The sequence below is a fragment of the Azonexus sp. GW821-FHT04F04 genome (assembly GCF_059420025.1).
In genome coordinates, this window is record NZ_JBWKSX010000003.1 from 113,692 (window position 1) to 135,589 (window position 21,898).

The 21,898-nt window shown below is 62.4% G+C and carries 15 protein-coding genes; 5 read left to right on the forward strand and 10 right to left on the reverse strand.

Going from position 1 to position 21,898, the window contains the following annotated elements; translation table 11 throughout:
* Positions 1 to 7: 7 nt before the first annotated feature.
* The 7 genes from AC07TV_RS07950 to fumC all read right to left on the reverse strand — a co-directional run bounded on the left by AC07TV_RS07950 (position 8) and on the right by fumC (position 9,780).
* Positions 8 to 2,161, reverse strand: a complete 2,154-nt coding sequence (locus AC07TV_RS07950; RefSeq protein ID WP_494647855.1) for a hypothetical protein — start codon at positions 2,159 to 2,161, stop codon at positions 8 to 10.
* A gap of 27 nt (positions 2,162 to 2,188) precedes the next feature.
* Complete coding sequence (locus tag AC07TV_RS07955; protein ID WP_494647856.1) at positions 2,189 to 3,064, reverse strand: hypothetical protein; 876 nt, start codon at positions 3,062 to 3,064, stop codon at positions 2,189 to 2,191.
* A 17-nt stretch (positions 3,065 to 3,081) separates the two neighbouring features.
* Positions 3,082 to 5,685 carry a cytochrome c gene (locus AC07TV_RS07960; RefSeq protein ID WP_494647857.1) on the reverse strand — a complete coding sequence of 868 codons (2,604 nt, stop codon included), beginning with the start codon at positions 5,683 to 5,685 and terminating at the stop codon, positions 3,082 to 3,084.
* A gap of 213 nt (positions 5,686 to 5,898) precedes the next feature.
* Positions 5,899 to 6,822 carry a hypothetical protein gene (locus tag AC07TV_RS07965; RefSeq protein WP_494647858.1) on the reverse strand — a complete coding sequence of 308 codons (924 nt, stop codon included), beginning with the start codon at positions 6,820 to 6,822 and terminating at the stop codon, positions 5,899 to 5,901.
* Positions 6,823 to 6,908: 86 nt separating this feature from the next.
* Positions 6,909 to 7,565, reverse strand: a complete 657-nt coding sequence (locus tag AC07TV_RS07970) for a CPBP family intramembrane glutamic endopeptidase (protein ID WP_494647859.1) — start codon at positions 7,563 to 7,565, stop codon at positions 6,909 to 6,911.
* Between the two features lie 130 nt (positions 7,566 to 7,695).
* Positions 7,696 to 8,028 (reverse strand): hypothetical protein, encoded by a 333-nt coding sequence (locus AC07TV_RS07975; protein ID WP_494647860.1) that lies wholly within the window; start codon positions 8,026 to 8,028, stop codon positions 7,696 to 7,698.
* Positions 8,029 to 8,373: 345 nt separating this feature from the next.
* Entirely contained in the window at positions 8,374 to 9,780 is a 1,407-nt protein-coding gene (gene fumC, locus AC07TV_RS07980; protein WP_494647861.1) for a class II fumarate hydratase, read from the reverse strand.
* Positions 9,781 to 10,029: 249 nt separating this feature from the next.
* Between fumC and AC07TV_RS07985 the strand changes: the two genes are divergently transcribed.
* Entirely contained in the window at positions 10,030 to 12,900 is a 2,871-nt protein-coding gene (locus AC07TV_RS07985; protein ID WP_494647862.1) for a response regulator, read from the forward strand.
* A 74-nt stretch (positions 12,901 to 12,974) separates the two neighbouring features.
* On the opposite strand, the gene ycaO is transcribed toward AC07TV_RS07985, so the two are convergent.
* Positions 12,975 to 14,708, reverse strand: coding sequence for a 30S ribosomal protein S12 methylthiotransferase accessory factor YcaO (gene ycaO, locus AC07TV_RS07990; RefSeq protein ID WP_494647863.1), 1,734 nt, complete (start codon positions 14,706 to 14,708; stop codon positions 12,975 to 12,977).
* 108 nt (positions 14,709 to 14,816) lie between these two features.
* Positions 14,817 to 15,716, reverse strand: a complete 900-nt coding sequence (locus AC07TV_RS07995) for a LysR family transcriptional regulator (protein WP_494647864.1) — start codon at positions 15,714 to 15,716, stop codon at positions 14,817 to 14,819.
* Between the two features lie 139 nt (positions 15,717 to 15,855).
* On the opposite strand from AC07TV_RS07995, the gene AC07TV_RS08000 reads away from it, so the two are divergent.
* The 4 genes from AC07TV_RS08000 (at position 15,856) to AC07TV_RS08015 (ending at position 18,727) form a co-directional block, all read left to right on the forward strand.
* Positions 15,856 to 16,455 (forward strand): FMN-dependent NADH-azoreductase, encoded by a 600-nt coding sequence (locus tag AC07TV_RS08000; protein WP_494647865.1) that lies wholly within the window; start codon positions 15,856 to 15,858, stop codon positions 16,453 to 16,455.
* Positions 16,456 to 16,516: 61 nt separating this feature from the next.
* Positions 16,517 to 17,395: a pirin family protein gene (locus AC07TV_RS08005; RefSeq protein ID WP_494647866.1), complete on the forward strand. Its 879-nt coding sequence runs from the start codon at positions 16,517 to 16,519 to the stop codon at positions 17,393 to 17,395.
* Between the two features lie 85 nt (positions 17,396 to 17,480).
* The gene (locus AC07TV_RS08010) at positions 17,481 to 18,425 is read left to right on the forward strand and encodes a VTT domain-containing protein (protein WP_494647867.1); all 945 of its coding nucleotides are present in this window, start codon (positions 17,481 to 17,483) and stop codon (positions 18,423 to 18,425) included.
* Between the two features lie 68 nt (positions 18,426 to 18,493).
* On the forward strand, positions 18,494 to 18,727 hold the full coding sequence (locus tag AC07TV_RS08015) for a hypothetical protein (RefSeq protein ID WP_494647868.1): 234 nt from the start codon (positions 18,494 to 18,496) through the stop codon (positions 18,725 to 18,727).
* Here AC07TV_RS08015 and AC07TV_RS08020 read toward each other — a convergent pair.
* Positions 18,724 to 21,858: an efflux RND transporter permease subunit gene (locus AC07TV_RS08020; protein WP_494647869.1), complete on the reverse strand. Its 3,135-nt coding sequence runs from the start codon at positions 21,856 to 21,858 to the stop codon at positions 18,724 to 18,726. The two genes, AC07TV_RS08015 and AC07TV_RS08020, sit on opposite strands and share 4 nt — an antisense overlap.
* Positions 21,859 to 21,898 lie beyond the last annotated feature (40 nt).

Here is a 21,898-nt window from a genome sequence, read left to right on the forward strand (position 1 = left end):
GTTGGCGTTATGGCGTGGTGGGCAGACAAGGGCGCAGGGCTTCGTAGCCGCCGGCCAGCAATTCGTTGAGGTTGGGCGAACGGCCGGTTTCTGCCCGCAGCCAGTCGCCGACCTGAGCGAGCAGGGTCTTGCGGGCCGTGCTGTTGCGCCAGCGCTCGCTGTGGGTGGCGAAGGCCGGCAGCATGCTTTCCGGCGGCATCGGCGTCTTGTCGCGTTGTTCCGGCGGCAGATCGGCCATGGCCAGCCGGACGTAAAGGCGCGGTGCACACTGGCGCAGGCGGGCCGCCACCTGCGTGCCATTGCCGGCCAGGAAATTGGGCGGGAAGGTTTCAGCTGTCTGGTGGCAGGTCGCGCAGTAGGGGTAGAAGGCCTGCAACGCTGGTTCGACCGGGGCGGTTACGAGGTTGCCCAGCGCGGCCGAGGGCACTTCCAGACGCGGCGCGGGCAGGTTCTGCGCGGCCTGGCAGCAAGGCTTTGGCGTTGGGGCGCCGAGTTCGGCGAGCAGCGCGGCCGCCAGGTTTTCCCGGGGGATGGCGCGTGGGGCGAACAGTGACTCGCCTTGCGGGCTGTCGGCCAGTCGCGTCATGGCGCGTTCGATGGCGGCGAAATCCTGGCGGATATCGAGCACGGCTTCGCCAGCAGCGGGATCGCTGGGGTTGCGGCGAAATGTCAGTCGGCCAAGCACGTGGCCATCGGCGCTGCGCGGGCTTTGCTGCCCGAGGCGTAGCGTGAAGCTTGCCTCGTTCGTCGTCGCCGGGCCGCTCGGCACCAGATCGAGATTGCTCAGGGCGGTGCCGCCGGGCAGGGTGAGGCGGGTCAGTTGTCCGCTGTTCGGTCGGCCTGCCGTCAGGTTCAAAGTGCCGGCCAGGCTTGGTCCAGCGCTCGCCGCACAGTTCACCGACCAGCGCGAGGCCGGGGTGTTGGCGCTGATTCGACAGGACGCCGTCAGTTGCGTCGTGGCGATGTCGGGTAGCCGGGCGAGGGCGATTTCGATCTGCCGGCGGTCAGAGGCGGAAACGAATTCGGCGAGGCCGGTGACCAGCGTGGTGAGCGCACCCGGGGCCTCGGCTTGCCAGATTTCCCGGGGCGGGCGCGGGCTGAGCGGTTCAAAACGGGCCGCGACGTGGGAGTGGGCGACGCGGGCAGCCGGTTCGGCCGGCCAGTCGGCGACGTTCTGCAGCGGGTTGCGATTCGGGATGTCGGGGTTGCCGACGGCCAGCCCGCCGGGCCAGCGGCGGCGGGCTTCGCTGCATAACGGGTCGATGACCTTTTGACTGAAATCGGCATCCGGTGCCCAAGTCTGTCCGCCGGACAGGGCGTGGCGCAGCGCGGCGGTGAATAGTCCGGCCCGGCAGCGGCGGGCGGGCAGGTCGTTGTCGCCGCAGCCTTCGCGCCACAGCTTCTGGCTCAGGGCGAAGCCGTTGGCGCGCTCGGTGGCGTTGTCGATGGCGTAGGGAATATCGATGCCGCGCTCGACCGGGATGCCGTAGAAACGCCGTCCACTGGCAGTGAGCAGGGCGGCAACCTGCGGATTGGCATTGGTTTCATCCCACAGGGCGCGCGAGAAAATGGGTGAGCCGTTCTGGTGGCAGGCGAAACAGAGCTTGCGGTTGGCGTAGAAAACCTGCGGCTGGCCGCCGGCCCGGTAGTCCTTAACGAGCTGGAACTCGAAACGCCCGGCCGCTTCGTTGTAGCTAATGACTTCGAGGACGGCCGATTTTTCCTGGTAGCCGAGGTAGATGCGGTCTTTCAGGAAGAATTTCGAATTTGGGCGATTTTCCGTGTCGACCGTAACAACGACGCGGGGATAGGCGAAATAGTCCGGCGCTGCCGCCGTCCGTTGCAGGGAGCGGCCGAGCGGAATGAGGACGCGCTTGGTCGGCGGCAGGGCGCTGCGGGAATCGGCTATCAGCTCGGCGTCGAGGCGAGCGAGCAGGGCGGTGAAGGGAAAGGGCAGTTCGATGGCACTCTGGCCGTTGCGCGCCACGGCAAAAAACTGGTCGAACAGCGAGCGGCCGACGGGGGGAAGATCGTCGCCGGGCACAGCCGGGTCGACGACCCAGGTCGGTGCCGGGCGGGTTTCAGCCGCCGCCCACATCACCGCTCCCGGCCCGCAGGCCAGGCCGATCAGGCCGGCCAGCAGGGCGTTGCGCAGGTTCATGGCAGGCTTCCATGACAAGCTCACGGGTCACGGTTTAGCGGCAGCGACGGCAGATTGTCGCCGCTGAGTGCCCGGCCAGCAGTCTTGCTGAACCTCTCCGGTCTTGATGAATTCCTCCCGCGCCTTGTCGTCGGTGGCCTTGTCGTAGAGCGTGAAGTTGAGGGCGAAAGCCTTGTCGAGGTAGGCGCGGCCAAGGTAAAGGCCGGGGCGGATCATGCGGATTTCGTCGCGCACCTTGAGGCCGCGGCGGCCGGCGAGGTAGTCCGGGCTTTCCTGATAACCGGGAATTTCGTCGGTGAAAAAGTAGTCGATGATGATCGATTCGCGCCGGGCGTCGAGCAGGCTCTGGCCGCAGTAGAGCTTGGCCGGGAAGAGCAGCCAGGTTTCCTTGCCGCCGTAGGTCATTTTCTTCGGTTCACCCTCAACCAGCCCGACTTTCTTGAGCACCGAAAGGTCATCGATGCGGTTGCGCAGCACGCGTTCGTCGCGGAAGAAGACCTTGCCCCGCCACAGCGCTTCGCCGACGTCCTCGATGACCAGGCCCTTGAGATGGAGCAGCGTGCCGGTAAAGCCGCCGACCAGTTCAGTCAGCCGGAATTTGCCGCTTTCTCCGCGCGGCAGCAGGATGCGGCCGTCGAAAGCGCCGTCCGGGATGGGGCCGGCGGCGAGGCGGCCGTAGAGCTGGTCGAGCTGTTCCTGATCGAGCTTGGCCAGGTAGTCCGGGGTGATCTTGGCCAGTTCGGCCGGCGGAATCGGGTATTTGTAATCGACCTGGGCGAGGTCCATCTTCGACTGGTAGCTCTTGTCGTAGGGGGCGTAGCCGATGTTGGGTGGTTCCGGCTTGGTGCAGGCAGTAATGGCCAGGGCGGCGAGGGTGAGCAGACTGGTTTTCGTCAGTGTCATGATGATCTCCCCCTCGCTCACATCGTTGCCAGGAAGGCGGTCAGCGCCTTCTTGTCGGCTTCGGAAAGGTCCTCGCCGAAGCGGTGGCCTTCGTTTTCGATTTCCTGCGTGCAGGTTTCGTAATTGGCGCTGAGGAAATCGCGCTTCTCGCGCAGGATGTCGACGAAGCGGGCGGGGCTCTTGAGAATGTCGTCGGCCATCGCCTGCAGGGTCGCCAACTGGGCCTTCTTGCCGGCAGCTTCGAGCTTGTCCGGGTGGCGCTTGGCGAGGAAGAGGTCGCCGACCAGTTGCTTGTGCTGCAGGCCGTTGAGGAAGCCGGCGCTGGTTCCGGCCGGAATCCTGACCTGGCCGAAGCCGCCCACCGGTTTCTCGGTCTTGCCGTCGAGCGGGCGAATGCCGACGTCGATGATCAGGTCGGCGTTGGTCAGCGTGCGCTTGCTGCCGCGCTCCTTGGGGTTGAGCAGTTCGCGCATCGAGCGCTTGTAGAGTTCGAAGCGGCCTTCGACCGTCGGGTCGTAGCGCAGGCAGTCGGGCTGGGCGGCGAGCAGCTTGCCGTCGCGGTCGACGTAGCGGGCACGATGGAAATCGTTGTCCGCGTTGGCCGGCTTGCCGCAGATTTCGGGGCCGATGGCGTTGTTGTGCATGAAAGGCGCCGTCGCCCAGACATTGACCAGCGAAATGTTGCGCATGTAGCCGCGGCCGCCATCCTTGAGTTCGGGCCGTTCGGGAATATCGGCCACGACCTGCTGTTTGCGCAGCGTGTCGGAGGCGTATTCCATGTAGAGGTGGCCGGCCTTGTGGTTGGAGTGCAGCGAGCGGCAACGGAAGGTGCCGACTTCGGTGACCGGCGTCGATAGGTCATTGCTCAGGAAATCGGCGCGCACCTTGCGCGGGTGGGCGTCATTGGGCGCCGCGAAATCGCGGTTCTTGAAGGCGCCGCCGGCGCTTTCCGGGATGCTCGAATGACAGCGTGCGCAGTTGTCGGCGAAGACCGTCTGGCCACGGCCGACGGCGCCCTTGCCGAATTCCTTTTCGAGATCGACCGTGAGGTCGGCCAGCGCATAGGCACCGCCCTTCTTGTTGGCGCGGGCAGCCTGCAGGTTGGTTTCGTCCGATTCGGCCGAGGCGAAGAAATCGAGCACGTTCTGCAACCTGTCCTCGACGGCCCGGAAATTCGGGCAATCGCGCCGGCACTGACCGACGTTGAACGAGGTCTGGCCGAAACCACGCTGCTCCGGATCAACCTGGCGCATGTCGGAGAAGTGATTGACCCAGCACTGCTCGGAGCACGAGCCGATATTGAAATAGACGCGCTGGATCGCCTCGTGGGCACCGGTCGAGTCCTCGCCACCCTTCAGGATGTGATGGACGCCGGGCAGGGCGACCTTCTGGCCGCCGAGGAAGACCGTGGTCGTGTCGTCATCGCGCGTGCTTTTGAGCCAGCACTTGCCGCTACGGCCTGGTTCGCACCAACATTTGTCCTCGTCCTTCTCGTCGCCGCAGGTGGTGGCCTTGCGCCATTTGTTGATCACCTCGCCCTTGAATACCGGGCGCTGGGCGACGTTGATCAACGCGTTGATCGTGCCCGGGTTGTTGATCTGGTCGTGCGAAATGGCCGAAGTGTCAGTCACACCGGGCCGGGCGTGGGCGAACATCTGGTATTCGAGCGCGCTCTTCGGCATGCCGGAGCCGAGCAGTTCGGACATCCGCGTGTATTGGTTGCCGATCAGGCCCTTGATGTTTTCCCATTTCGGATGCGCCGGGTTGGCCGGCGGATTGAGCGGGTCGAAAGCGATGTGGCAGGAGCCGCAGGTTGTGCCGATCAGGAAGGGCGGCTCGACCGAGGCATCGGCCAGCTTGGAAACGCGGCTGTCGGATTCGACGCCGGTGGCCGCCGCCTTGGTGGCATTGAAGCCGGCCCAGCTGGCGTTACCGCCGTTGAGCGCCTGCCATTTGGCGGCGTCGAAGCGCGGGTTTGGGAACTTGCGCAGGCCGAGCGCCCCGGTCGATGTGCCGAACTTGAGGTCGCAGGCCGAAGCACGTTGGTCGGCCTTTCCACCCTGGCTGTGCGGGTCGTCCGGGTCGAGTGCGGCATCCTTGAGGCCGCAGGCCGGGTCGACGTAGCCCGCCTTGCCGACGTATTTGAGTAGCACGTCGTCACCAGGGCACCAGTCGAAACCGTAGGTTTCGTCGGCCGACTTGGCCGGGCAGTCCGGGTCGCCGGGCTTGCAGCAGGCCGGATCGTTGATGATGCCCCAGGCCCAGAACCGGTCGTCGCGCTGGTCGGCGCGCAGGACGCGGAACCAGTCGACGAGCACGCCGATGCGTTGCTGGAAGGTGTAGGTGTGGAAACGCTCGTTGCCGGCCGTGGCCTTGAACCAGATCAGCCGCCCGACGCATTCCGATTCGTTGAGCCCTTCACGGGCGCAAGCTTCCATATACGGCGCGTCCTGATCGACGGCCGACATTTCAGGGACAGGTTTTCCGGGCGGCGCCGCGGCACTGGCTGGCGCATTTTGGGCCAAGGCCTCGCCGATGCTGTGCTGCTGGTTCTGGAATATCCCGATGCCAGCGGCAAGGGTGACGAATGCCGCAATAGCGGCCAGCAGAGTACGTTTCATACGTTTTCTCCCCATCAACGCCTACGAGTCTCAGGCTGCCGTGATCCCACTCACTGACTTAATGACATGTGAGATAACAGGAAGTTCAATCGGGGATGTAGCTATTTCGCATGAATTACAAATTTGGCCTGTTCTGAATAGCGCTGGCTAGGTGGCAGGCGCGGCTATTTGCGCAGGTCCGTTTGACTGTTGGGTTGGGCCTCTGTTGCATAGCTATTCCGCTTGCGTCTCGGGATGGTCTGTCCAGTCGCAAACGCCGCAACTCGTGTAGTAATCACCATCAGGTGGTATGGCAATGTCGAAGTGTGTTCGTATATGCCGTGATTTGCACACTGGGCATAGTTCGGTCTTATCTGAACGGCTCTTTTCAAGAATCTGTATGAAATGACCAATCACAGTCTGGGTGGAGTGGATCGCAATTGATGATGCGGTCTTGCTCGCACTTCTTGTGTGTGTGAGCCAATTTACAAGCTGCCAAGCTTCTTTGGCGGTGTTCTTCAAGTGCTGTCGAAGTTCCTTGTTGCTACCGCCTCCACAGAGCTGATTCATCAGGACATCGCTCCAGCCAAGAAAGTTTGAGTCCTGAGGCCGTTCAGCTTCATCGGGAAGTTCGGTTCGCCGTCGTAACGCAGCGATTAGCGATATCAGGCTCTCTCTGAGAAGCATACCGACAGCCTGATAGTCTTCAGCTTCTACTGCGCTGTCGTGTCTATCCTTAGCTTGTTCCTCGCGCCTGAGCACCTCATCAAAAGGGCTCGGATCGCCAGCGTCGACGCGATTTGATTGGTTCCTTATCCGCATCATTAGTCCGATGTGGAAAGACAATGTGTAATCGAGGCTGGGAAAGTGCTTCTGCGAATATAGATTGGTGAAATTCGTGATTACCCAATAACGATCTTTGTCGGTAGTCACGTCCCATATTTCGTAGGCATCTCCAAGGACTATCTCCTGCTTGATTCGTTCGACGTGCTGGACGTCTTCGTCTCTTGCTTGGCCCTCCACATACGTCGCAATGTCCATTTCTGAATGTGGATCACTATTGATGCTGTAGCGATCAAGTTCGCCGGGTGGCACGGGGTGCGTATGAACAACGCACTCACCCTGCACAGGGTCTTTGTTTTCTTCTTCGATTTCCATCGGCTATCTCAAAAGGTCCAACTTTTGAATTCAGGGGCGCGACGCGGTTTTATCGCGGCGCGTTCCTTGGAATGATGGGTTAGGACTCACGCGTACGAAAAACCTGCAAAGTCTGCAAAGATGTGCGCGAAGACAACTGGCCAAAGATCCTTTTTCCATAAAAAGTAGATGCTGAGAACTAGACCAAAAGCCACGATGGACAGTGCGCCGACAGGCCCCTGGTAAATGTGATACAGCACACGAACAAGAATTGTCATGCCAATTGCAAAGAAAGCACCTGCGCTCTGCAGAGTGCGCTGCAAGTACCCAATTACGAAGGTCTCCTCATAAAGCCCGTTGATAACTGAAACTCCGAGGAGTGGAAGAAGGGAGATTGTGGCACCGGACGCCATTTCTTCGATTGGTTGAACTGCAACGATAGACCGCCCGCCTGCGAGTTCTGCCGGCCACGACAGAAGCAGGGTCGCACCGTAAAGCACGAGGCCTACCAGGCAACCCTTACCGCTTGGAACCGGGACAAGGTGCCCCAGATTAAATCCACGAACGTAGAGGAATCCTATTGCGATTGTGGCCAGAATTATTTCCAGAACGACAATGCCAAGAAATGACGAGTCTGTGAATGGATGTACCGGAAATCCGGCCGCCACAGCTTGAATTGAGGAAAGGATGAACCAACCGAAACAGATTGCCATAACAATAATTGGGTCGGTTGTGCTGCAGGTTCCGGGATGATGTGGAGCCATTGATATGAGTCCTAACGTGCAGCTTGAGCCGACGCCGGAGCGCGCAGCGCGGAGGGAACCCAAAAGCGACGCTTTTGGGCGGTCGGCTCGAAGCGTTTGTTAGAGCCTTGGCACGAAAAAAATGGGGTTTTCACAGAGCCTCCACAATGCCGCGGTACCACGAGGAAGGGCACACGCTTAGAAACTGAGTGCGTATGGCGTTGGCCTCTGGAGCGAGGCCTTGCTCACACAGGGCGTAGTACTTACTGACGCACATTTGTGTTTGGTTGTTCCACTTGCTATCTGCTTCCGCGACCAGGAGTATTTGTTGTTGAAAAATTTGATCACCTGCCGGTACTTCAAGATCTTCAGACAACAACCGAACCAACAGTTGTTGTTTTTCCGAAACCGATGCCTCGGCTTGGAATTGCCCAGTCTTAAACGCTCGGAGCAACTTGTAGGCAGCGGCCAACTCATCGGACATGCTGGGTTCCTTGTGGGCTCTAACAGTTATTCAGACGCAAAAACGCCCGGGTTATTGCCAATAATACGGACACGATTGAATCGCCTGTAACAGTTTTAATGACATGGAGATTATCCGATGCCGATCTCCATATCAATCAACAATCAGGCGGACAAGGCTGATGTCCGCTTTGGAACAGTTTTCCGGGTAATCAGTTGTGGCAGGACTATGCCTTACGACTATTCCGTCGTCACCGTGTCAACCCGTTCAGGTTCCTCGTTTTGACTGCGCAACCTTGATCAAAAACGACGGTCAGCTTGTTCCAAATTTCGCCCATTTTTCCCGTTGACCGTGGAACTCGGCTACCTAGTCACTTCCCGGATGAATCATCTCGGCCGGCACGACCCAGCGGTCATAGTCTTCGAGCGAGACATGGCCGAGGGCCAGTGCCGCCTGTTTGAGCGTGGTGCCGTCGTGGCTGGCCAGTTTGGCGATTTCGGCGGCATTGTCGTAGCCGATGTGCGGGGTCAGGGCGGTGACCAGCATCAGTGAGCGTTCCATGAGTTCGGCGATGCGTTTGCGGTGGGCGGTGATGCCGCGCACGCAATGGTGTTCGAAGCTCTGCATGCCGTCACTGAGCAGGCGGACGCTTTGCAGGAAGTTGTGGGCGATCACCGGTTTGAAGACGTTGAGTTCGAAATTGCCCGAGGCGCCGGCGATGCTGATGGTGACGTCGTTGCCCAGAACCTGGCAGCAGAGCATGGTGAGCGCTTCGCACTGGGTCGGGTTGACCTTGCCGGGCATGATCGAGCTGCCCGGTTCGTTTTCCGGAATGCCGATTTCGCCGATGCCGGAGCGCGGGCCGGAGGCCAGCCAGCGGATGTCGTTGGCGATTTTCATGAGCGCCACGGCCAGCGTTTTGAGGGCGCCGTGGGCGGCGACCAGGCCGTCGTGGGCGGCCAGCGCGGCGAACTTGTTGGCGGCGGAGGTGAATGGAATGTCGCAGCGGTCGGCCAGTTCGGCCGCAACGCGGGCGCCGAATTCGGGATGGGTGTTGAGCCCGGTGCCGACGGCGGTGCCGCCCACGGCGAGCGGGGTGAGCGACTGCAGGCTGGCGGCGATCAGGCTTTCGGCGTGCTGTAACTGGGCGACGTAGCCGGAGAATTCCTGGCCGAGCGAGAGCGGCGTCGCATCCTGCAAATGGGTGCGGCCGATCTTGATGATGTCGGCGAACTCGGCCGATTTTTCGGCCAGTGTGGCGGTCAGTTGGCGGAGCGCTGGCAGCAGGTGGCGCTCGATGCCGATGGCGGCGGCGACGTGCATGGCGGTCGGAAAGATGTCGTTCGACGACTGGCCGAGATTGACCTCGTCGTTGGGATGAACGAGGCGAGCATTGCCGCGCTGGCCGCCCAGCAACTCTGAAGCGCGGTTGGCCAGCACCTCGTTCATGTTCATGTTGGTTTGCGTGCCGGAGCCGGTCTGCCAGACCGAGAGCGGGAATTCATCGTGGTGGTGGCCGCTGGTGACCTCATTGGCGGCAACGATGATGGCCGCTGCGATTGGCGCCGGGAGCAGGCCGAACTCGCGGTTGACGTTGGCGCAGGTGGCCTTGACCATGGCCAGCGCGTGGATCAGCTCTTCCGGCATGCGTTCGGTGGATATCGCAAAGTGCTCCAGCGAGCGCTGGGTTTGGGCGCCCCACAGGCGCTCCGCAGCTACCTCGATGGGGCCGAAGGAATCTTTTTCCTGGCGGGTGGGGATGACTGGGGGCATGGCAGACTCCTCGCTGGCCGCTCCAAGCACAGGAAATGCCCGCTCGACCTGACCGTTCGAGTTGCAGGCAGCCGGGAAGTTCGGCCGGATTTGCTTTGCCAGCGCTATCCGGTGATGGATACAATCAAACGCAACGATTATTGCGTTGCTGACTTCCGGAGTTCAGGTGGATATAAATTGCCGTCGAGTGTCGCTGTTGGTCGTTGTTCTGGCCGAACATCGGCGTGCTGCGACCGGGGGAGGCAGGCCGTGACGCGCCGTGTGCTTCTTCTGGTCACCGCGTCACTGGTGTTTTTCGGCCTGGCGCTGGCCGCCTATTTTGCCGAGAAAATCAATCGTGAGCAGTTTGCCTCGGCCGAACGCGCCGAGGTCTTGCGCCGCATGACCGTGATTCGCGATGCACTCGAAAGCAACCTCAATAGCGATATCCAGCTGGTGCGTGGTCTGATCGGCGTCATCGCGCTGGATCCGAACCTTGGTCAGGCCCGTTTCGACAGGGCTGTCCAGCCACTGTTTTCTGGTCGGACGCAGCTCCGGAACATTGTCGCGGCGCCGGACATGGTTATTCGTTGGGTGCATCCGATGCTCGGCAATGAGGCGGTGGTCGGGCTCGATTACCGGACTGCGCCGGGACAATTTGCGGCGGTCGAGCGCGCCCGGGTGTCGCACCAGATTGTCCTGGCCGGGCCGCTGAATTTGGTTCAGGGCGGCGTTGGGCTGGTGGCGCGGCTACCGGTCTATTTGTCGGACCGCAGGGGCGAGGAGTATTTCTGGGGCATTGTCAGTGCGGTAATCGATGTCGACAAGCTGTTTGCCAGCAGCGGCCTGGGTGATGACAAACCGCCGTTTGACATTGCGATTCGCGGCAAGGATGCGACTGGCGCTGATGGCGAGGTGTTTTTCGGGCCTCCGGAATTGTTCGAGGCCCAGCCGGTCGTGGCCAATATTTATCTACCGCAGGGTTCCTGGCAGATCGCCGCGACGCCGCGTGGCGGCTGGCAGGCTGCTCCGGATAACCTGTGGTCGCTGCGCCTCGGCTTCGCGCTGATTGCCATCATGGTGGCTGGCGCCTTTGTTGCGCAGGGGCGAGCCTTGATGCAGGCCTCACGGGCTACCGAGCGGGCTGAGGCATCCCGGCGCCAGCTCTCGGCCACCCTGGAAAAAACGCCCAACGTGGCCGTTCAGTGGTTCGATACCCAAGGGCGCGTGATTTACTGGAATCCAGCCTCGGAAGCGCTTTATGGCTGGACTGCCGAGGAGGCCGGGGGCAAACGCCTGGAACGGCTGATTCTGGACGATGGCGAAGCGGCCAGATGGCGAGTCGCACAGGCCGACGTGCTGACCAGTGGACATGCCCTGGGGCCGACCGAATATCTCGCACGCACGCGTGAGGGCGAGTTGCGCTGGGTTGAGTCGACGGCCTTTCTGATTCCCGGCGATGAGGCATCGGGGCAGATCATGGTCTGCATGGATGTCGATGTCACCGATCGCAAGCTGGCTGAGCAGAAAGTGGCTGATTTCAACCGGGATTTTGAGGCTTTCCTCAATCAGACCACCGATTTCATCTATTTCAAGGATGCCGCCAGCCGTTTCCGTTTCTGCAGCCAGACCCTCGCCGACATTTCCGGGCACGCCAGTTGGCGCGACATGCTCGGCAAGCATGACCGGGAAGTCTTTCCGGCCGATACCGCCCGGCTCTACGAGGAAGAGGAAGTCTCGGTATTCAGGGACGGCAAACCGTTGCTGGCCAAGATCGAGCCGTATTACGACGTCGATGGCGAGCTTGGTTACGTGGAAACGAACAAATGGCCGCTGTTTGACGAAAAACAACAGGTAGTCGGCCTGTTCGGTATCAGTCGGGACATCACCGAACGCGTGCACAACGAGAATGAACTCAAGCAGCACCGCTTGCATCTTGAAGAGCAGGTGGTCCGCCGCACGGCCGAACTGGCCGTCGCCAAGGAAGCGGCCGAAGCGGCGAATGTGGCGAAGAGCGCGTTCCTGGCCAACATGTCGCACGAGATTCGCACGCCGCTCAACGCCATCACTGGCATGGCCCATCTGATCCGGCGCAGCGGCCTGGCGCCCGAGCAGATGGAGCGCCTCAACCGCCTGGAACTGGCTGGTGAACATTTGCTGGAAATCATCAATGCCATTCTCGATCTGTCGAAGATCGAGGCCGGGAAATTCACGCTGGAAGAAGCGCCGCTCAGGGTGGCGTGCATTCTCGGCAATGTCGCCTCGATCATGCGCGATCGCGCGCTGGCCAAGCATCTCGAACTGACTGTCGAGCCCGGGCCAAGCCTGCCGCCCTTGCTCGGCGACCAGACCCGCCTGCAGCAGGCGCTGCTCAATTACGTCACCAATGCCATCAAGTTTACCGAGGAGGGCAGCATAACGCTGCGCGCCAGCGTGGATGAGGAGGATGCGGGCAGCCTTGTCGTCCGTTTCGAGGTCGAGGATACCGGGATCGGTATCGCCGAAAGCGAGTTGCCGCGGCTCTTCGGTGCCTTCGAGCAGGCCGACAATTCGACGACCCGCAAGTACGGCGGTACCGGGCTGGGGCTGTCGATCACGCGCAAGCTGGCCAACTTGATGGGCGGGGATGCCGGCGCTGATGGTCGGCCGGGTAAAGGCAGCATCTTCTGGCTGACGGCCCGCCTCAACAAGGGCGCGGCCGTCGAGGTGACGGCCGAAACTGAATTGTCGGGCAGCGCTGGCGAAACCTTGCGGCGCAATTACCCGGGGAGCCGCATCCTGCTTGTCGAGGACGAGCCGATCAACCAGGAAATCGCCCTGGCCATGCTCGACGATGTCGGGCTGCTTGTCGATATCGCCGACGATGGCATGGCTGCGCTGCAGATGCTTGGTCGCGAAAGCTATGACCTGATCCTGATGGACATGCAGATGCCGCGCATGGATGGCCTGACCGCCACCCGGGAAATTCGCCGGATGCCCGAGGGCGGCACTATCCCGATCCTGGCCATGACGGCCAACGCCTTTGCCGAGGACAAGGCGCGTTGCCTTGAGGTCGGCATGAACGATTTCATCACCAAGCCGGTCGATCCGGGCCGGCTCTACGCGATGGTGCTGAAATGGCTGAGCCGGGCGGCAGGCTAGGCGCTTGTGGCGCCAGCCGTCCGATTTCAATTTTGGCCGTTTTTTCGGGTTGACCGTGGCAAGCTCAATTTGCCTCAGGCGGTCGCGTGCGCTTTCTCGTATTCCTTGAGCAGGCGCTGGTGCAGGTCGCAGCCGGCGAGGTCGAGACCTGGCGATACCAGACCGAAGAAGCGCACATCGCCATCGAGCATGGCAATCGCCTGGTCCAGCGTGGCTTCGCCGTAGAGGCTGAGTAGCGCGCCTTCGTAGGTAGCCGGGTCTTCCATGTCGATGATGGTTTGCAGGCAAGCGTAGATGCGGCGACGGCCGGCGTCGAGTTGCTCGAACTGGCGGACCCATTCGAGGCCTTCGCGCAGCGCGTCAGGATCGCCGCCGGCCAGGGCGAGCATGGTCTTCAGTTCGCCGACGCGGAGGTCGGCCCACAGCGAGCCGGGATCGGCGGCGAGGCCGATCAGCGCGGCAACCGGGCGTTCGTCGGCGATGCTCAGTTCGTTAAGGGTGTCGAGCAGCTCGCAGCATTCGTCGTCGTTGAGTTCAGACAGACGCAGGATGTCGGCGCGGACGACGTTGCCGTTGCTGTTGTTTTCCCATTCGAGGTCGTCGATCGGGTAGATCTCCGACATGCCTGGAACGAGGATGCGGCAGGCGTAAACGCCGAGGTGGTCGAAGTCGGCGACGTAGATGTCATGGCCGTCGGCGTGGATGCGCTCGGCCAGCCAGGCGTAGTCGTCGGCCGTCTTGCCGTTGTCGAGGTCGTTGAAGTTCCAGTCGACGAATTCATGGTCGGCTTGATCGCCGAAGAATTCCCAGCTGACGATGCCGCTCGAGTCGACGAAGTGGATTTCGATATTCGGGGCGCTGGCGATTTCGTCGAGGTCGAAGCCGGGGGGGGGGAAGCCGTCGAGCGCTTCGAGGGCGCGGCCCTGGAGCAGTTCGGTCAGGGCGCGTTCGAGGGCGATTTCAAAGCGCGGATGGGCACCGAAGCTGGCGAAGACACCCTGGTCACGCGGGTTGAGCATGGTCACGCACATGACCGGGTAGAGGCCGCCGAGCGAGGCGTCCTTGATCAGAATGCCGAAGCCGGCGTCGCGCAGACCCTTTATGCCGGCGGCAATGCTCGGGTAACGGCCGACCACTTCGTCCGGCACATCGGGCAGGCAGAGGCCTTCGGCGATGACCTTGAATTTGACGTGGCGCTCGAGGATTTCCGACAGCGCCTGGGCGCGCGCCTCGGCCTGGGTGTTGCCGGCCGACATGCCGTTGCTGACATAGAGGTTGCTGATGACATTGACCGGGAAGAAGACCTCGGCGCCGTCACGCTGGCGGATGTAGGGAATGGCACAGATGCCGCGATCCTCGTTGCCGGAATTCATGTCCACCAGCACTTCGGCGGTGATATTGCCTTCCGGGTTGTAGAAGGCCTGCAGCTCGGGCGTCAGCAGTTCGGCCGGCCAGTCGGTGCCATGGGCCGTCAGCGGGAACCAGCGTTCGCGCGGGTAGTGCGTGAAGGCGCGGTTGGCGATGGTTTCGCCGAGGTAATAGTGGTTCCAGAAATAGTTGCAGGACAGGCGCTCGAAAAACTCGCCGAGGGCGCTGGCGTGGGCGGCCAGCTTGGTCGCCCCTTTGCCGTTGGTGAACATCAGGTGGCAGGCACGGTTGCGCACATGCACCGACCACACGTTGTCGACCGGGTTGAGCCAGGAGCATTCCTCGATGTCGAAACCGCGCGCCGCCAGCTTGGCCTGCATCGAGGTGATGGAGTGTTCGAGCGAGGCGTCTTTGCCCGGAATGAAGTGTTCTTGTTGCATCGGGCATCCTGGCTGAAAAGTAAGGGGCGCAGTGTACGCCTGCGTGCAGGCATTGCCACGGTCAACCGGAAATTTTGGCTAATTTTGAAATCGTTTGGCCGAGGCGAATCAGCGGCTTTCCATGGCGGCGCGCAGCAGGTCGATGAAGGCCGTAGTGCGCACTGGCAGCAGGCGCCGGCCCGGCGTCACGCACCAGATGGTCACGGTCGGCAAGGTCCATTCCGGCAGCACGCGTTTGAGCAGGCCTTGTTCGACCCATTTGACTGCGAAGCGGTCGGCCAGCCCGACGATGCCCATGCCATGCGCCGCGAGGTCGCGTTGCAGGCTGCGTGAGTTGGCGGCCAGCGGCCCGGTCGGCATGCCCTCCCAGCGCTCTGCACCGCGCGCCAGTTGCCAGGGGAGCATGTCGCCGGTGCCGCTGATCGCCCCGAGGCAAACGTGATCGAGCAGATCGGCCGGCTGTTCCGGCGTGCCGTAGCGGGCCAGGTAGGCCGGGCTGGCGTACAGGCTGCCCGGCATTTCGCAAAGCTTGCGGGCGACCAGCGTGCTGTCGTCGGGCAGGCGGCTGGCGGCGCGCACGGCGAGGTCGAAGCGCTCGGCCAGCAGGTCAACGCGGCGCGGCGAAAGATCGAGTTCGAGGCGCACTTCGGGGTAACTGCTGGCGTACTGGAGGAGCAGGGGCGTCAGATCAAGCTCGGCAAAATCGGGCGGCAGCGAAACGCGCAGTACCCCGCGCGGCGTGCCTTGCCGGTGCAGCGCCATGGCCGAAGCGGCCTCGGTTTCCTCGAGCAGGCGCTTGGCGTGATCGAGGATCTGTTCGCCGAATTCGGTGATGGCCAGACGGCGCGTGCTCCGGGTCAGCAGGCGTTCGCCGAGTTTCGTCTCGAGCTGGGTAATGCGCCGGGACAGCGTCGACTTGGGCAGCCCGCAGCGCTCGGCCGCGCGGGAAAAACTGCCAGCCTCCATGACCTGGGCGAAGAGGATCAGATCGTTGGCATCAAGGCTCATGGTCATCCTGACTGTTGCATAAACGGAACAATGATACCCATTTTGACGGCTTCCGGATCGTTATCGTGACCAATAGAATTCACTCCATGGTTTCAGCGGTTTGAACCAAGAACCCCACCCAAAACTGGAGAAAACGATCATGAAAATCCTGCAAATCAACGCTAGCGCCCGTTCTGCCGGTGCCAACTCGACCCGTCTGGCCGACACCGTGACGGCTCGCCTGCTCGCCCAAAATTCGAATGCCGCGGTCGAACTGCGCGATCTGGCCAGCCACCCGCACCCGGTGCTCGACGAACCGGCGCTCGGCGCCTTGTTCACGCCGGCCGATCAGCGTACGGCCGAACAATCGGCCCGTGTCGCCCTCGATGACGCGCTGATCGCCCAGGTCCAGTCGGTCGACGTCATCGTCCTTGGTGTGCCGATGTACAACTTCGGTGTGCCCGTCCAGTTGAAGACCTGGATCGACGCCATCGCCCGCGCCGGTGTCACTTTCCGCTACACCGAGAAGGGTCCGGAAGGCCTGCTCAAGGGCAAGAAGGTTTATGTTGCATTGGCCCGCGGCGGTCTCTACCGCGATACCCCGGCCGATTCGCAAGTGCCTTACCTGAAGAGCGTTCTCGGCTTCCTCGGTCTGACCGATGTCGAATTCATTTACGCCGAAGGTCTGGCGCTGGGTGCCGAATCGGCGAGCAGGGCTTTTGCCGAGGCCGAAGCTCAGATCGAAGAATTGATTGCCTAAAAACGAAGAGCGGCAGCGTTCGGAAATGCGCGCTGCCGGCTTGAGATCATTGGAGAAAATCATGAACACAGCACCATCCAGCCATCAATTCAGAACGGTTGAGCGCCTCGTTGCCGGTGTTCAGACCTCCGACGGCGCCGGCGTGCGCCTGACCCGGGTTCTGACCCAGAACCTGCAGCGTCGCCTCGACCCCTTCCTGATGCTCGACGCCTTCCGCAACGAGAATCCGGACGACTACATCGGCGGCTTCCCCGACCATCCGCATCGCGGTTTCGAAACGGTCACCTACATGATCGCCGGCCGCATGCGCCACCACGATAGCGTCGGCAACGTCGGCCTGCTCGGACCGGGCGGCGCCCAGTGGATGACGACGGGCAGCGGGCTGATCCATTCCGAACTGCCGGAGCAGGAAGCCGGGCTGATGGAAGGTTTTCAACTCTGGCTCAACCTGCCGGCCAGCCAGAAGATGGTCGCCCCGAGCTATCGGGACATCCCGCCGGCGGCCATTCCGGAATTCACTGACGAGAATGGCGTTGTGGTCCGCGTCATTGCCGGGGCCAGCCACGGCGTCGATGGCGCCGTCCACCGTCCGGATACCGAGCCGCTTTATCTCGACGTCCATCTGCCGGCCGGCACGCGTTTCGAGCAGCCGATCGCCGTCGGTCACAATGCCTTCACCTACACCTACCGGGGCAGCGTGACTATCGCCGGCACGACGGTGGCGGATCGCAACATGGCCATCTTGAGCAACAACGGCGCCGCGGCTGTCTGCATCGAAGCGGTCGAGGATGCCCGCGTACTGATCGTTGCCGGCCAACCGCTCAAGGAGCCGATTGCCCAGTACGGCCCGTTCGTCATGAACACCGGCGAGCAGATTCAGCAGGCCATGCGCGATTACCAGGCCGGCAAGTTCGAGGCGACGGCGGTTCAATCGCTGTGAACCTATGGGCCAGGCCATCGTCGAATCGGGATGATGAACTTCTCGACATGGCCGGGCCGGTCGAACATTAACGAAAGGTGACGCCATGGAAATCTCCCAGCTCAGCGAAGCTCTACAGCGTGACGCCGTCTGGGTCGTTTTCCTCAACGTCCTGCTGCAACAGATCGGCCTGCCGGTACCGGCCGTTCCGACGCTGCTCCTGGCCGGCAGTCTGATCGTCGGCTCGGGGCAGTTCGCCAGCGTCCTGGCCGCTGCCATCGTCGCCTCGGTGCTGGCCGACTGGGTCTGGTATCTGGCGGGCCGGGCCTTTGGCTATCGGGTGCTGGCGGGCCTGTGCAAGCTGTCGATCAACCCTGCTTCCTGCGTCAGCCAGACCGAATCCCGGTTTGTCCGCTGGGGGCTCGGCTCCTTGGTCTTTGCCAAATTCATTCCCGGTTTTTCGACGGTGGCGCCACCCATCGCCGGCTCTCTGCGCATGCGGCTGCCCGGTTTCCTGCTCGCCGCCGCTACCGGGGCTGCCCTCTGGGGCGGGCTCGCCCTCGGCGCCGGCTGGCTGTTGCGCAACGAAGTCAGCGCAGCCATCGCTGCACTGGACCAGCACACGGGGAGCGCACTTGTCCTGCTCGTCGCCATGATCGCACTCTGGCTGGGCTGGAAACTGTGGCAAAAATACCGCTTCCGGCAATTGTCGGCCGTACCACACATCACGCCGCTTGAACTGCTCGCCGCGATGGATGGCGAGCAACCGCCGCTGGTCCTCGACCTGCGCGGGCAAAGCATGATCACTGAAACCGGGCCGATTGCCGGCGCGACGGTGGCGGAGCATGACCTGCTGCTCGATGCCGTGGGCGAATGGCCGAAAGATAGGCCCATCGTCACCCTGTGCGCCTGCCCGGAGGATGCCGGGGCGATTCAGGCGGCGCGCCGGTTGCTCGACGCTGGCTACATCTCCGTCAGGCCCCTGAAAGGCGGCTATGAAGCCTGGCTGGCGAGTGCCTTGGAGAAAGAGATGCTTACGTCAGGTATATGACGTTAGCCTGATTGCGCCAGCGTTGTTACGAGGAGAAAATGCAGGTTTCATAATCAGTGGAGCCAGCCATGAGCAACGAGCGCAGAGGACGCCCGGAGCGGCGAGGCCGTGACGTCGGCCCGCCCAGCGGTTGTTTCGACCGGCGGCGAACGGTTGAGCGCCGACTCCCCGAAGCCGCCGAAGCTGAGTTGTCGGCCGATGACTTCGCGAAATTTTTCGGCTCGGTGAACAAAGCTGCCGGCAACACCGATCAAGTTGATCTGGCCGCCGAGGTTTTTGAGCGGGTTCGCGACCGTTATTAGATGCTTAGTCTTTGCTGGTGCTGTTTCGCCAGCGCGTAAATCGCCGGGATGACCGCCAGGGTCAGGATGGTCGATGAAATCATGCCGCCGACCATCGGCGCGGCAATGCGGCTCATCACTTCCGAGCCGGTTCCTGTCCCCCACAGGATGGGCAGCAGGCCGGCCATGATGGCGGTGACCGTCATCATCTTCGGGCGGACCCGTTCGACGGCACCTTCCATGACCGCGGCGTAGAGGTCGGAGGCCTGCGGGCTACGGCCTTCCGCGGCACATTTGGCCTGCACGGCCGTCCACGCGTGGTCGAGGTAGATCAGCATGACGACGCCGGTTTCGGCCGCCACGCCGGCCAGCGCGATGAAGCCGATGGCTGCTGCCACCGACAGGTTGTAGCCGAGCAGCCACATCAGCCAGATGCCGCCGACCAGCGCGAAGGGCACCGAGAGCATGACGATCAGCGTTTCGGTGATGCGCCGGAAATTCAGGTAAAGCAGCAGGAAGATGATCAGCAGGGTGACCGGGACGACGACCTTGAGCTTCTCGATGGCCCGTTCCATGTACTCGAACTGGCCGCTCCAGGTGACGTAGGTGCCGGGGGTGAATTTGACCTGCTCATTGACCGCCTTGCGCGCTTCGGCGACGTAGGAACCGATGTCGCGGTCGCGGATGTCGACGTAGATGTAAGCCGAGAGCAGGGCGTTTTCGGTGCGGATGGCTGGGGCGCCGGTGCTGATTTTGACTTCGGCGACCTGACCGAGCGGGATCATGCTGGCGGCGCCGCCCATTTCGGCCGGCACCGGCACCAGCACTTCGCGGGCGATGGCTTCCGGGTCGCTGCGCAGGTCGCGCGGGTAGCGCACGGTGACGCCGAAGCGTTCGCGGCCTTCGACGGTGGTGGTGACCATTTCGCCGCCGAGCGCCGCAGCGACGACATCCATGACGTCGCCGACGCTCAATCCATAGCGGGCCAGGGCGATGCGGTCGGGCACGATGTCGAGATAGAAGCCGCCGGTGATCCGTTCGGCGAAGGCGCTGCTGGTGCCCGGCACGGCCTTGACGACGCTTTCGATTTCCTTGGCCAGGCGTTCCATTTCAACCAGATCGGTGCCGAAAACCTTGATGCCGATCGGCGTCCGGATGCCGGTGGACAGCATGTCGATGCGCGCCTTGATCGGCATCGTCCACGAATTGGCGACGCCGGGGAATTGCAGCGCCTTGTCGAGTTCGGCGATCAGCTTGTCGGTGGTCAGGCCCGGCCGCCATTCGGATTCCGGCTTGAGGTTGATGACCGTCTCGAACATTTCCATCGGCGCCGGGTCGGTGGCGGTCTGGGCGCGGCCGGCCTTGCCGAACACCGAGGCGACTTCCGGGAAGCTCTTGATGATCTTGTTCTGCGTCTGCAGCAGTTCGGCTGCCTTGGTCACCGACAGGCCGGGCAGGGTGGTCGGCATGTAGAACAGCGTGCCTTCGTTGAGCGTCGGCATGAATTCGCTGCCGAGTCGGCTGGCCGGGATGATGCTGACGGCCATGGCGATCAGGGCGAGGGCGATGGTCGTTTTTTTCCAGTTCATGACTGCGGCGATGATCGGGCGATAAATGCGGATCAGGAAGCGGTTGACCGGGTTTTCGGCTTCCGGCCGGATGTGGCCGCGGATGAAGAGCAGCATCAGGACCGGCACCAGCGTTACCGACAGGAAGGCAGCGGCCGCCATGGCGAAGGTCTTGGTCCAGGCCAGCGGTGCGAACAGCCGGCCTTCCTGGGCTTCGAGCGTGAACACGGGGAGGAAGGAGACGGTGATGATGAGCAGGCTGAAGAAGAGGGCGGGGCCGACTTCCTTGCAGGCAGCGATGATGGCCTCGCTGCGCGACTCGCCGGGTTTGAGCCGTTCGAGATGCTTGTGGGCGTTCTCGATCATCACGATGGCCGCATCGATCATCGCCCCGACGGCAATCGCAATGCCGCCCAAACTCATGATGTTCGAATTGATGCCGAGCGCCCGCATGCCGATAAAGGCGGCCAGGATGCCGACCGGCAGCATGATGATGGCGACCAGCGCCGAACGCAGGTGGAGCAGGAAGACGATGCAGACCAGCGCGACGATCAGGCTTTCCTCGGCCAGCGTGCGCTTGAGCGTGGCGATAGCGCGTTCGATCAGTTCGGAGCGGTCATAGACGGTCTCGATGCTGACGCCTTCCGGCAGGCCGGCGCTGACTTCGGCGATCTTGGTCTTGACGTTGTGGATGACATCCAGCGCGTTCTGGCCGAAGCGTGACATGACGATGCCGGAAACGACCTCACCTTCGCCGTTCAGCTCGGTAATGCCGCGCCGCTCGTCGGCTACCAGCTCGACCCGGCCGATATCGGCAACGCGCACCGGCGTGCCGTTCTGCGCCTTCAAAACCAGATTTTCGATGTCGCCCTTGCCGCGCAGGTAGCCGCGGCCGCGCACCATGTACTCGGTCTCGGCCATTTCCAGCGTGCGCCCGCCGACGTCGCGGTTGGAGTTGCGGATCACCTCGGCGACGCGCATCAGCGGGATGCCGTAGGTTTTCAGCTTGATTGGATCGACGGTCACCTGATATTGCTGCACGAAGCCGCCGATGCTCGCCACTTCGGCGACGCCCGGCGCCTTGGCTAGCTGGTAGCGCAGATACCAGTCCTGCAGCGTGCGCAGTTCGGCCAGCGTTTTGTCCTTGGCCAGCACGGCGTACTGATAGACCCAGCCCACCCCGGTGGCGTCCGGGCCGAGGGTCGGATTGACGCCTTTGGGCAGCTTGCCGGAGACCGAATTGACGTATTCCAGCACGCGCGAGCGCGCCCAGTAGATGTCGGTTCCGTCTTCAAAAATGACGTAGACGAAAGAGGCGCCGAAGAAGGAGAAACCGCGGACGACCTTGGATTTCGGCACTGAGAGCAGGGCGGTGGTCAGCGGGTAGGTGACTTGGTCCTCGACCACCTGCGGCGCCTGGCCGGGGAATTCGGTGTACAGGATGACCTGGACGTCGGAGAGATCGGGGATGGCGTCGAGCGGGGTTTTGAGCACCGACCAGATGCCGGCGAGGATGATGAATAGCGTTGCAAGCAGGACGAGGAAGCGGTTTCTGGCTGACCAGTTGATGATGGCATTAAGCATGAGGCGCTTTTCTGTGGGGTTTGCCCTGGATCGGCGTGCG